This is a genomic window from Actinoallomurus sp. NBC_01490, from assembly GCF_036227085.1.
Classification (GTDB): domain Bacteria; phylum Actinomycetota; class Actinomycetes; order Streptosporangiales; family Streptosporangiaceae; genus Actinoallomurus; species Actinoallomurus oryzae.
In genome coordinates, this window is the sequence record NZ_CP109433.1 from 4,030,109 (window position 1) to 4,041,816 (window position 11,708).

An 11,708-nucleotide genomic window follows, 5' to 3' on the forward strand; every position below is an offset into this window, starting at 1 on the left:
ACCGGTGCTTGGGCGCGGGAGACCAAATGGGTGCGCAGGGGTGCGACGCTGTGACCGGCGTGGTTATCGGGTAATCCCACCTCGTGTAACGCAGAAGAACACTACCGTTACCTTCTGTGAAGATCGTGGTGCAGGTCGAACTCATGCCAGATGCCGGACAGGCGCTGGCGCTTGAGCGGACCCCGCACGCCGTCAACGATGCGGCGAACTGGGTATCGGCCGTAGCGTTCGACCACGGTGTGCCGCACGTGTACGAGCTGCGCAAGCACACCTATGCCGAGCTGAAGTCCCGGGGCCTGGGCGCACAGGCCGCCCAGCACGTCATCAAGAAGGTCCGCGACGCCTACACCACGTTGAAGGCGAACACCCGCGCGGGGAATCTCGGCAAGCCGGGCTCTCGTCGCCGCGTCAAGGCGGAGGCCAAGCCGATCGTGTTCCGTGGCCGCGCAGCCCTACGATGACCGGTGCTTGTCGTGGCAGTACGACGCCGCCACCGTGTCGGTGTGGACCGTCGAGGGCCGGGTGAAGAACGTCCGGTTCGCGTGCTCTACGGGTGCGTTCAAGACGCTGCAGGAGCACCGGCGGGGTGAATCGGACCCGGTCCGGCGTGACGGGGTGTTCGCTTTTCACCTGCCGGAACTGCGGGGTCGTTGCCCACGCAGACCGCAACGCCTCCCGCAACATCGCCCGCAAAGGCGAGGCTGCGTGGACCGCGGGGCGTGAGTCACGCGTCCCTGCCACCCCATAAGGGTGTGTCTGGACGGAGGAGCCCACCCAACAGCCGGCCGGGCGCTACCTCCAAACCCGGTCGTTCAGGACCGGGTCAAGTTGACTTTGCGCAAGCGCCGGACATGGTGGAAGGTTAGCGGGATCCTGAGACGGCAGCCCCTTCGGCGCCCACTTTCCGGTGCGCCGGGCGGTGAGCGACGCTGGCGGAAAGTTGAGACCGGGCTTTTGCCGCGTTCTCACCATACGTAGCTGTCGATCTCTCTAAGGTAACTGGGATGTCGCGTGCACAACTGCGCATAATGGGAGGTCGGGCTTGCGAGTTGCCATGACGTACCTCAGGCTTCCGGAAGCCGAGGGCGGAGGCGATCCGGGCGCCGTCGCCAGGTCGGTTTTCGGAAACAAGGGCTGGCGGAACAACCACTCCGTGCTTCCCATCGCCGGCACGTGGCAGGGCCTCCATTACCTGATCACGGGAGATCCGTGGGAGGGGCCGCACCCCGCCGCCGATGTCGTCTGCGGTGGTCGCCTGCTCACCGAGGACGGTGCCGACGAGTTCGGTGTGGACGTCATCTACCTGGCGCCGCAGCGGGTGAAGCCGGCCGCCGACCACCTCGCGGCGACCGACTTCCGGCAGATCGCCGGCCGGTACGACCCGAAGCAGATGGCCAAGCTGGGCGTCCAGGGCGCCGACGACTGGATCGGCAAGCCCGTCGAGGCCGTACGCGACCGCGACCTGCGCACCGCGTACGAGAACCTCGTGGGCTTCTTCAAGGCCGCCGCCGACGAGGGCCAGGCGATCTACAAGGCGATGGGCTGACCGCTAGGCGACGGGCTGACCCGGCAGGTCACCGCCCAGCATCGCGCCGAGGTCGCGGTGCGCGGTGTTCGCGGCGCCGAGCGCCTCGGCCAGCCGCTGCTCGGTGAGCGCCAGGGTCTCGGCCACCGAGACCTCGCGGTCGAGCTCCTGCGACAGTGACGTCACGCCCGCGTCGCGGATGCCGCACGGCACGATCCGGTCGAACCACGACAGGTCCGCGTCGCAGTTGATCTCGAACCCGTGCATCGTCACGCCGCGGGAGACGCGGATGCCGATCGCGCCGACCTTGCGGTCGGGCACGCCGGGCACCCACACGCCGCTGCGGCCCTCGACGCGCTTGGTCGCCAGGCCGAGGTCGGCGCACGCCCGGATCAGGGCCTCCTCGATCGTGCGGACGTAGGCGACCACGTCGACCGGCTCCTTGAGCCGGACGATCGGGTAGCCGACCAGCTGTCCGGGCCCGTGCCAGGTGATCTTTCCGCCGCGGTCGACGTCGATCACCGGCGCGCCGGGGTCGCCGATCGGGCGGTCCAGCGGCTCGGTGCGCTTGCCGGCGGTGTAGACCGGCGGGTGCTCCAGCAGCAGGCAGACATCGGGGATCTCATCCGCGACCCGGCGCTCGTGCAGCCGCCGCTGCAGCTCCCACGCCTGCTCGTAGGGCACCGCGTGCTCGCCGAACCCGGCGTGGACGAACACCAGGTCGCCGGTTGACACGGGGGCCGGTGGAAGGTCGGTGGATGGCTGTATCGCAGTCTCGCTCACGTACAAGAGCGTACGTCCCTCACAGCGAGGCCAGCAGGCGAGGCTCGATGTGGGTCTCCTTGACCCCTCCCGCCCCGTCCGGCTCGATGTCGTACGCGCCGCGCCCGTCGACATAGCTCACGGCCTGCACGAACTCGATGCCGACGTAGTGCAGGGCCACCGCCTCGTCGGCGGCGTACCCCGACGGCAGCGTGCCGTCGGCGATGAGCCGGTGCAGCAGCGGACGGCGCTGCGGGTCGCTGTCGTAGTGGACGCCGCAGGAGTAGGGGAGCAGGCCGAGGCCGTTGGTGAGCGGGCGCAGGCGCGGCCCGAAGGAGTCGGTGTTGCCGCCGACGTGCCAGCACAGCGCGCCCGCGCTCTGCCCGCACAGGACGACCCCGGACCGCCACGCCTCGGCGAACGCGTCCTCGAGGCCGTGCAGGCGCCACAGGGCCAGCAGGTTGGCCACGCTGCCGCCGGAGACGTACACGAGGTCCTGGGCGAGCAAGTGCGCCGCGGGATCCTCGTGATTGGGCATGGGGAACAGCGACAGATGGCTGACCTCGGCGTCGAGCTGGGCGAACGCCGCGTAGAAGCGGGCGATGTGCTCCGCTCCGTCGCCGAGCGCGGTCGGCACGAAGCAGACGCGCGGACGGTCGTGGCCGGTGAGGTCGAGCGCGTAGCGCAGCAGCGGACTCGGCGACAGGCCATACCTGTCGGTCGGAATGAAACTGCCACCGCCGATCGCGAGGATGTGCGGTTTCCCGTCTGTGCTCACTGCTCGCTCCCGCCCCTCACTGGGTTCCAGAGGTGCTCCCCTGCGTACTCACGCATCAGTCACCGTACGCGGCCGGGCGGCTGCGCGCAGGAGAGTGACGGGTTCCTTGCGAGTTCGTGGGCGGCCGTTCAGGACAAGAGAGCGGCCATGGCGGTGTCGATGTCGGGGTGGCGGAAGGCGAACCCGGCCTTGGTCAGGCGGCCGGGCAGCGCCCGCTGGCTGATGAGCGCGCCCTCGTCGGCGACCTCGCCGAGCGCCAGCCGCAGTGCGGGCGCGGGCACGATGAACGGCGCCGGGCGGCGCAGGGCGCGCCCGATCGCCGCGGTGAAGGCGGCGTTGGTCACCGGCTCGGGCGCGGTGAGGTTGACCGGCCCCTGCAGGCCGTCGTGGATCAGAAAGCGCAGCGCGGCGACCTGATCGTCGAGGGTGATCCAGCTCATCCACTGCCGTCCGGAGCCGAGCCGCCCGCCGAGCCCCAGCCGGAACAGGGGCAGCATCTTGCCGAACAGCCCGCCCCGCCGCGACAGCACGAGACCGGTGCGCGGGTGCACGACCCGGATGCCGGCGTCGACCGCCGGCTGCGCCGCCGCCTCCCAGTCGCGGCACAGCTCGGCGAGGAACCCCGTTCCGCCCGGGGCCGACTCGTCGACCGCGTCGTCGCCGGTGTCGCCGTAGAAGCCCACCGCCGAGCCGGACACGAACACCGCGGGGCGGCGGGAGAGCCGCGCCAGGGCACGGGCGAGCGTGCGGGTGCCCTCGACACGGCTGTCGCGGACCTCGCGCTTGTACGTCTCGGTCCAGCGGTGGTCGCCGATGCCGGCCCCGGCCAGATGGACGACGGCGTCCACGCCTTCCAGCGCGCCGGAGTCGACCCCGCCGAACGGGTCCCACCGGATCTCGTCCTCGGCGGCGGCCGGCCGGCGTACGAGCCGGATGACGGTAAGGCCCTCGTCGCGCAGTGCGCGGACGAGGGCCTTACCGATGAGTCCCGTGGAACCGGTGATGGCGATCTGCACGACCGCCACCCTAGTGAGCGCCGGGCCGTAGGAGTACCGCCCGGGGCGGGCTAGATGCCCAGCTCTGACTCGAAATTGCCCTCCTCGAGCCGGTGCTTGACGGTCGCGAGGAACCGCGCGGCGTCGGCGCCGTCCACCAGCCGGTGGTCGTAGGTCAGCGCGAGGTAGACGATCGAGCGCACGGCGATGACCTCGCCGAGCTGCGGGTCATCGATCACCGCGGGCCGCTTGACGACCGTGCCGGTGCCGAGCATGCCCACCTGCGGCTGGTTGAGGATCGGCGTGTCGAACAGCGCGCCGCGGCTGCCGGTGTTGGTGAGCGTGAAGGTGCCGCCGGTCACCTCGTCCGGGCTCACCTTGTTGGTGCGGGTGCGCTCGGCGAGGTCGGCGATCCGCTGCGCCAGGCCGCCCAGGTTGAGCTGACCGGCGTTGTGGATCACCGGCACCATGAGGCCCTTCTCGGCGTCCACCGCGATGCCGAGGTTCTCGACGTCGTGGTAGGTGACCTCGTTGGTCTCGGAGTTGATGACGGCGTTCAGCTTCGGGTGGACCTTCAGCGCCTCGACCGCCGCCAGGGCGAAGAAGGGCAGGAAGCTGAGCTTGACGCCCTCACGCGCCTGGAAGTCGTCCTTGGCCTGCTCGCGCAGCCGCGCGATCTTGGTGACGTCGGCCTCGACGACCGTGGTGAGCTGCGCCGACACCTGGAGCGACTCGACCATGTGCCGGGCGATCGACTGCCGCGTCCGCGACATCTTCTCGGTCGTGCCGCGCAGCCGCGCGGCCGCCGCCGACGGCTGGGACGGCGCGGGCGCCTGCACCGCGGGCCGGGCGGCCGGAGCCTGGGCCGGGGCGGGAGCCGGGGCCTGCGGGGCGGGGGCCTGCTGCGCCGGCGCCGCGGGCTGCGGCGGGGGCGCCTGCTTGGCCCGCGCGGCCTCCAGGACGTCCTGCTTGCGGATGCGGCCGCCGACGCCCGTGCCCTTGATCGAGGCCAGGTCGACGTCGTGCTCGGCCGCCAGCTTGCGGACCAGCGGCGTGACGTACGGGCTGTCGCCCGACGGCGCGCCCGCGGGCTCGGCCTGCTGCTGGGGCTGCGGGGCCGGCTGCTGCTGCGCCGGCGGCGGCCAGGACGGGGCCTGCTGCGGCTGCTGGGGCTGCTGCTGCGCGGCGGGGCGCTCCGGCTCGGGCGCCGGCGCGGGGGCGGGGGCGGGCTCCGGCTCGGCCTGTGCCTGCTGCGGCTCGGCCTGCGGCGCCTCCTCCTGCTGCTGCGGCTGGGCCTGACCGCCCGTGTCCGCGGCGGCCTCGCCCTCCTGCGCGATGATCGCCAGCTCGGCGCCGACCTCAACGGTCTCGTCTTCGGCGACGGTGATGCTGCTCAGGACGCCCGCGGCCGGCGAGGGGATCTCGGTGTCGACCTTGTCGGTCGACACTTCGAGGAGCGGCTCATCGGCCTCGACGTGCTCACCTTCCTTCTTGAGCCAGCGGGTGACAGTGCCCTCGGTCACGCTCTCGCCGAGCTGGGGCATGGTTACGGAGACCGACATGGTTCTCAGCGACTCCTCTTGGTGCTGGTTCGTGCTGGTTCGGGCGGTGATCAGCCGTGGACGTGCAGTGGCTTGCCGGCGATGGCGAGATGAGCCTCGCCGACCGCCTCGGACTGGGTGGGATGCGGATGGATCAGCTGGGCGACCTCGGACGGCAGGGCCTCCCAGTTGTAGATCAGCTGGCCCTCGGTGATGAGCTCGCCCACACGGCTGCCGACCATGTGGATCCCCAGGACCGGGCCGTCCTTCTCCGCGATGACCTTCACCTCGCCCTGAGTGCCGAGGATCTTGCTCCGCGGGTTGCCGGCCAGGTCGTAGGTGAAGGAAGTCGTCTCGATGCCGCGCTCCTCGGCCGTCTTGGTGGTGATGCCCACCGAGGCGACCTCGGGCTCGGAGTAGGTGATGCGGGGTACGCCGTCGTAGTCGATCGGCGCGGGGTCCAGGCCGCCGAGCCGCTCGGCGACGAGGATGCCCTCGGCGAAGCCGACGTGCGCCAGCTGGAGCGTCGGGATCAGGTCGCCGACCGCGGAGATCGTCTCGACGTTGGTGCGGCAGTATTCGTCGACCTTCACGAAGCCGCGCTCGACCTCGACGCCGACCTCCTCCAGGCCCAGGCCGTCGGAGACCGGGCCCCGGCCGACGGCGACGAGCAGGATCTCGGCGTCGAGGGTCTTGCCGCCCTCGAGCGTGACGATCACTCCGGAGTCGGTGTGCTTGACGCTCTCGTAGCGCACGCCGAGCTCGAACTTGATGCCGCGCTTGCGGAACGCCCGCTCGAGCCGCTTGGAGCTGGACTCCTCCTCCAGCGGGAGCAGGTGCGGCAGCGCCTCGACGATGGTCACCTCGGCGCCGAAGGAACGCCAGACGCTCGCGAACTCCACGCCGATCACGCCGCCGCCGAGGACCACGACCGACTGCGGGATCCGGTCGAGGGTGAGCGCGTGGTCGCTGGAGATGACCCGCTCGCCGTCGATCTCCAGGCCGGGCAGCGACCTGGGCACCGAGCCGGTGGCCAGGACGATGTGGCCGCCCTCGTACGTCGTGTCGCCGACGCGGACCTGCGTGGGCGACACGAGCCGGCCCTCGCCCTCGACGATCGTGATGCCCTTGGACTTGATCAGGCCGGTGAGGCCCTTGACGGTGGTGCTGACGACCTTGTCCTTGTAGGCGTGCACGCCCGGCAGGTCGATGCCGTCGAAACGGGCCTTGACGCCGAAGGAGGCGGCCTCACGTGTCTGGTCGGCGACCTCGGCGGCGTGCAGCAGCGCCTTGGTCGGGATGCAGCCGCGGTTGAGGCACGTGCCGCCCAGCTTGTCCTTCTCGATGAGCAGGACGCTCTTGCCCAGCTCCACCGCGCGCAACGCGCACGCATAGCCGCCGCTGCCACCACCTAGGACGACGATGTCGTAGGTGCTATTCGACACGGGACGCTCCTAACGATGCTCACTCGCGCGCCGGGCGTGGGCGCGATGGTTCTTCCCCGGGAAGCATCTTTCCACTTGTGGCCGGTGCCCGGTGACATGGCTCCCGCTCACGCCGGTGCGAACGCGCCGGATCGCGTCACGGCGCGGTGGTTCCCAGGCCCGCCGCCCGGCCGGGCGCGGAACGCCGTGGACGGGGCCTGGGAGCACACCTCAGAGCCCTTCGGCGGCGACGTCCTCGGTGATCTGCAGGAGGGTGCGCACGGCCGCGCCGGTGCCGCCCTTGGGGGTGTAGCCGTACGGCTCGCCCCGGTGGAACGCCGGTCCGGCGATGTCGAGGTGGGCCCACCGCACGCCCTCCGGCACGAACTCACGGAGGAACACGCCGGCGGTCAGCATGCCGCCCCAGCGCTCGCCGCTGACGTTGGCGATGTCGGCGACGGAGGACTCGAGGCCCTTGCGCAGCTCGTCGGGCAGCGGCATCGGCCAGGCGGCCTCGCCGGCGCGTCCCGCCGCGGCGACCACCCGGTCGCGCACCGCGTCGTCGTTGGCCATCACGCCGGCGGTGCGGGCGCCGAGCGCGACGAGCTGCGCGCCGGTGAGCGTGGCCACGTCGACGATCAGGTCGGGGTCGTCCTCGCCGGAACGCACGATCGCGTCGGCCATGACGAGGCGGCCCTCGGCGTCGGTGTTGAGCACCTCGACGGTCTTTCCGCCGTAGATGGTGATCACGTCGGAGGGGCGCTGCGCGGTGCCGCTCGGCATGTTCTCGGCGAGGGAGAGGTAGCCGACGACGTTGACCTTCGGCGCCAGCCGGGCGACCGCCTTGAGGGCGCCCAGGACGGCGGCGGCGCCGCCCATGTCGGACTTCATCCAGTCCATGGAGTCGGCGGGCTTGAGCGACAGGCCGCCGGAGTCGAAGGTGATGCCCTTGCCGACGAACGCGACGGTGTGGGCGGCCTCGGGGTGCCGGTAGGCGAGACGGACGAGCCGCGGCGGGTTGACCGATCCCTGGCCCACGCCGACGATGCCGCCGTACCCGCCCTCGACCAGCGCCTTCTCGTCGAGGACCTGGATGGACAGGCCGGTCGCGGCGGCCACCTGCTCGGCGGTCTCGGCGAAGATCTCCGGGCTCAGGTCCGACGGCGGCGTGTTGACCAGGTCGCGTACCAGCGTGACGGACTCGGCGACGATCTCGGCGCGGTGGATCGCGTCTCCGGCGTCCGCGGTGCCGACCACGGTCACCTCGCCGACCGGCTTCTTGTGGCCGTCGCCGGTGCGGTAGTTGAGGTAGGCGTAGTTGCCCAGCAGCGCGCCGGTGGCGACGGCGGTGACGTCCTCGGCGGTGGCGGCGGGCAGCGCGAGCGCGACCGACGCGGACCCGGCCAGCGAGCGCAGCGCGGCCCCGGCGGCGCGGCGCAGGGCCTCACCGCCGTCGGCGGAGGCGTCGCGCTCCTTGCCCAGGCCGACGGCGACGATGACCGGCGCGGACAGCTTGCCGAACGTCGGGAGCTTGGTGATCTCTCCCTGCTTCCCGGTCACACCCAGGCCGGCCAGGACGGCGGTGAGACCGCCGTCGAACGCCCGATCGACAGTCTCGGCGCCGGCGGCGAGATCTATGTCGGGCTCGTTACTGACAACGCCGATCACGATCGCGTCGACGTCAAGGGTTGCGATTTCGGGATTGGCAAGCTTGAGGTTCGTCACGTGGCCAGATGCTAGTCGCACTACTGACTGGTTTCGTCAATTCGATCAACAAGGTTCGCGCCGCTGCCTGGCGCTTTGCCCGCGCCGGTGTCCGTGATCGGCCACTCACCGGGCGTTTCGTAAGCACTGCTGAAAGTAAGCGACGCTAACGATCCTCCGCCTGGTGTTCCTCAGTGGACCGACATCACCAGCAGCGCCGCCGTCGCCGCCGTCTCGACCAGCGCGCCCAGCACGTCGCCGGTCACGCCGCCCAGCCGCCGCACGGCGTGCCGGAGCAGCGCCGCCGACGCCGTCAGTCCGGCCAGGACCGCGAGGGCACCGCGCAGCGCGTCGGACGCGCCGCCGTCCGGTCCGGTCAGTGCCGCGAGGGCGCCCGCGATCGCGGTGACCAGCACGGCCGCGACCGCGTCGCGGGGCCGTACGGTGCCCGCGACGAGCGCGCCGAGCCCCTCCGGCCGCGCGGCGCGGACGCGGGTGCGGCAGGCCCACGTGACCGCGAGCCGCCCGGTCATCCCGGCCACGACGACCGCGGCCACCGGGGCCTCGGCGATCGCGGCGACCTGCACGGCGAGCGTCAGCACGAGGGTGACGACGCCGAACGGCCCGATGTCGGACTTCTTCATGATCGCCAGCGCGTCGTCGGCGGGCCGGCCGCTGCCCAGGCCGTCGGCGAGATCGGCGAGGCCGTCCAGGTGCAGGCCGCGGGTCAGCGCGGCCGTCGCGCCGACCGCGAGCGCCGCGGCGAGAAGCGAGCCGAAGCCCAGCCATCCGGAGACGAGGAGCACCGCCGCGGCCACCGCGCCGACGAGAAGGCCGGCGACGGGCGCCAGCGTCATCGCCCACCGGGCGGTCTCCCGGTCCACCCGCCCGGCGCGGACCGGCACGACCGTGAGCAGAGAGACGGCCAGCCGCAGCCCGTCGTTCACGGCCGGGGCGGAGCGGGCGCTCACGAGTGCTCCTTCGCCGGGGGAGTGACCAGGCGCGCGTGTTTCTTGATTCGCCCGCTCATGGGCCCTCCTTCGTCGGAGGAGTGACCAGGCGCGCGTGTTTCTTGATTCGCTCGCTTCGCTCGCTCATGGCAGGTCCAGGACACGGCCGGCGACGACGAGGGCGGTCTCCTCGGACTCGGCGGCCAGCCGCTGGTTGAGCCGGCCGAGCAGGTCGCGGAAGGCCCGGCCGACCGGGGTCTCGGGGACGACCGACAGCCCGACCTCGTCGCTGACCGCCACGACGTGGGCCTCCGTGGACCGCCAGGCCGTGACCAGCTCGTCCACGCGCGGCTGGACGGCGCGCGGGTACTCCCACGCGCCGAGGGCGTCGAACATCGCGGTCAGCCACGTGCCCATGCCGTCGATGAGGAGGGTGCCGGACGCCGTACGGAGCAGGCCCGCCACGTCGATCGTCTCGGTGGTCTCCCACCAGCCGGGCCGCCGCGCGCGGTGCGCGGCGATGCGGGCACGCCAGTCGGGGTCGTCGGGGTGCATGACCCCCGTGGCCACATAGGTCACGTCCGCGTCGGCCAGCACCCGTTTCTCGGCCTCCTCCGACTTGCCCGAGCGGGCGCCGCCGAGGATGAGGGTCCGCCACGGCGCGGTGAACGGACGCCGCCACCGCTCCAGGCGGCGTTCGAGCTCGGCCGGCGACGCGATCCGGTGGTCGACCTGGACGGCCTCGACGCGCGTCGCGGAGGTCACCGCGCCGATGTGGCGCAGCCACCCCAGGTGCGCGGGGTCACCGGCCAGGTCCAGCAGGACGGCGTCGTACGGGCCGGGGGCGGGCGGCCGTGGCCGGGCGCCCGGCCGGGAGGCGAACAGCACCCGGTGGCCGCGCGGCGTACGGATCTCGAACCCGCCCGGGATCTCCTCGCGCCGGCACTGATCGAGCGGCACCCCGTCGAGCAGGACGCGCGTCGGCTCGAACCTGCGGTGCGCGGCGCGCATGCGCGTGCAGGAAGCGCACCGGCAGCCGGGTTCCGGCCAGCCGGCCGGTCCCGCGATGCCGAGCAGGCGGAGTTCTAGTCCGTCCACGGCCGCCCCGCCTTCCGCCGGCGCACCCGCACCCGGGCGGTCACGAGCCGTCCTCCGCCGGGTGAGTGACCGTGCGGGCCGTGTCTTGGCGTCCCTCGTTCCGCTCGGTCACGGGCGCCGGAAGTCCACGGGAGCCTCGAACGCGGCGCGGCGGGCGGCACGGCGCAGGGCCAGCAGCACCGGGCGGCCGGTCACCGCGACCAGCACCGCGGTCGTGATCGCGCGCGGCACGTCGAACCCCATCGACGTGGCCAGGTCGAAAGCCACGAACCGGCCGAGGTTCGCGGTCAGCGCCGCACCGGGTACGTAAGCGATCGACGTCGACACTCCCGTCGCGAACGGCCACAACGCCAGGTCCTGCAACGAACCATAGAGGAACGCGGCCACCGCGCCATAGCCCGTGAGCATCGCGATCTCGGCCCGGCCGCCGAGGCGCGGCAGGCAGCCCGCGAAGAACCCCACCCACGCCGCGCCGAGCATCTGGAACGGCAGCCACGGGCCCACCCCGGCGGTGAGCAGCGCGCTCGCGAGCATCGTCACCGACCCGAGCAGGTAGCCGAAGCCGCGGCCGAGCACCCGGCCGCCGTGCACCAGCACGAAGAACATCGGCTCGAACCCGGCGACCCCCGTGCCGAGCGGCCGCAGCGCCGCCCCGATCGCGGCGAGCACACCGAGGAGGGCGACCGCCTTGGCGTCCACACCGCCCTCGGAGATCTCCGCGAGCGCGACGAGCAGCAGCAGGGGGAGCAGGAGCACGAACACCCACGACGCGGGCCCGGCCTGGGTGAGGCCCGCGTGCGGGGCCACGACGAGCGGCCAGCCGAACGCCACCAGGCCCGCCAGCGACACCAGCCCGACCGCGATCGCCGACCGCGGCCGCAGCCGTACCGCGGCCACGTACCCGCCGGCTCCGCTCATGGGACCTCCTTCG

The 11,708-nt window shown here is 72.3% G+C and carries 12 protein-coding genes; 3 read left to right on the forward strand and 9 right to left on the reverse strand.

Features of this window, described 5'->3' with window-relative positions; genetic code table 11:
• Positions 1-116: 116 nt before the first annotated feature.
• From OG417_RS19315 to OG417_RS19325, 3 genes are all read left to right on the forward strand, one after another.
• Positions 117-461: a hypothetical protein gene (locus OG417_RS19315; RefSeq protein WP_329257721.1), complete on the forward strand. Its 345-nt coding sequence runs from the start codon at positions 117-119 to the stop codon at positions 459-461.
• Between the two features lie 125 nt (positions 462-586).
• Positions 587-748 carry a zinc ribbon domain-containing protein gene (locus OG417_RS19320; protein ID WP_442875704.1) on the forward strand — a complete coding sequence of 54 codons (162 nt, stop codon included), beginning with the start codon at positions 587-589 and terminating at the stop codon, positions 746-748.
• 405 nt (positions 749-1,153) lie between these two features.
• Positions 1,154-1,546: a DUF1877 family protein gene (locus tag OG417_RS19325; protein ID WP_329257724.1), complete on the forward strand. Its 393-nt coding sequence runs from the start codon at positions 1,154-1,156 to the stop codon at positions 1,544-1,546.
• Between the two features lie 3 nt (positions 1,547-1,549).
• Here OG417_RS19325 and lipB read toward each other — a convergent pair whose 3' ends face one another.
• The 9 genes from lipB to OG417_RS19370 form a co-directional block, all read right to left on the reverse strand.
• On the reverse strand, positions 1,550-2,260 hold the full coding sequence (lipB, locus tag OG417_RS19330; protein ID WP_329257726.1) for a lipoyl(octanoyl) transferase LipB: 711 nt from the start codon (positions 2,258-2,260) through the stop codon (positions 1,550-1,552).
• Between the two features lie 67 nt (positions 2,261-2,327).
• Positions 2,328-3,065 (reverse strand): peptidase E, encoded by a 738-nt coding sequence (locus tag OG417_RS19335; protein WP_329257728.1) that lies wholly within the window; start codon positions 3,063-3,065, stop codon positions 2,328-2,330.
• A gap of 128 nt (positions 3,066-3,193) precedes the next feature.
• Positions 3,194-4,081 (reverse strand): TIGR01777 family oxidoreductase, encoded by an 888-nt coding sequence (locus OG417_RS19340; RefSeq protein WP_329257731.1) that lies wholly within the window; start codon positions 4,079-4,081, stop codon positions 3,194-3,196.
• Between the two features lie 50 nt (positions 4,082-4,131).
• Positions 4,132-5,622 carry a 2-oxoglutarate dehydrogenase, E2 component, dihydrolipoamide succinyltransferase gene (sucB, locus tag OG417_RS19345; protein WP_329257733.1) on the reverse strand — a complete coding sequence of 497 codons (1,491 nt, stop codon included), beginning with the start codon at positions 5,620-5,622 and terminating at the stop codon, positions 4,132-4,134.
• 50 nt (positions 5,623-5,672) lie between these two features.
• On the reverse strand, positions 5,673-7,046 hold the full coding sequence (gene lpdA, locus OG417_RS19350) for a dihydrolipoyl dehydrogenase (protein ID WP_329257736.1): 1,374 nt from the start codon (positions 7,044-7,046) through the stop codon (positions 5,673-5,675).
• A gap of 210 nt (positions 7,047-7,256) precedes the next feature.
• Positions 7,257-8,750: a leucyl aminopeptidase gene (locus OG417_RS19355; RefSeq protein ID WP_329257739.1), complete on the reverse strand. Its 1,494-nt coding sequence runs from the start codon at positions 8,748-8,750 to the stop codon at positions 7,257-7,259.
• 170 nt (positions 8,751-8,920) lie between these two features.
• Positions 8,921-9,700: an adenosylcobinamide-GDP ribazoletransferase gene (locus tag OG417_RS19360; protein WP_329257742.1), complete on the reverse strand. Its 780-nt coding sequence runs from the start codon at positions 9,698-9,700 to the stop codon at positions 8,921-8,923.
• 123 nt (positions 9,701-9,823) lie between these two features.
• Positions 9,824-10,777, reverse strand: coding sequence for a bifunctional adenosylcobinamide kinase/adenosylcobinamide-phosphate guanylyltransferase (locus OG417_RS19365; protein ID WP_329257744.1), 954 nt, complete (start codon positions 10,775-10,777; stop codon positions 9,824-9,826).
• Positions 10,778-10,885: 108 nt separating this feature from the next.
• A complete protein-coding gene (locus OG417_RS19370) occupies positions 10,886-11,695 on the reverse strand; it encodes an ECF transporter S component (RefSeq protein ID WP_329257747.1) in 810 nt (269 codons plus the stop codon).
• Positions 11,696-11,708: the final 13 nt, after the last annotated feature.

What these genes read in the sequence shown, in the direction of transcription:
- sucB (WP_329257733.1), bottom strand. Translation starts at nt 5,622, where the DNA reads ATGTCGGTCTCCGTAACCATGCCCCAGCTCGGCGAGAGCGTGACCGAG.
- OG417_RS19370 (WP_329257747.1), bottom strand. Translation starts at nt 11,695, where the DNA reads ATGAGCGGAGCCGGCGGGTACGTGGCCGCGGTACGGCTGCGGCCGCGG.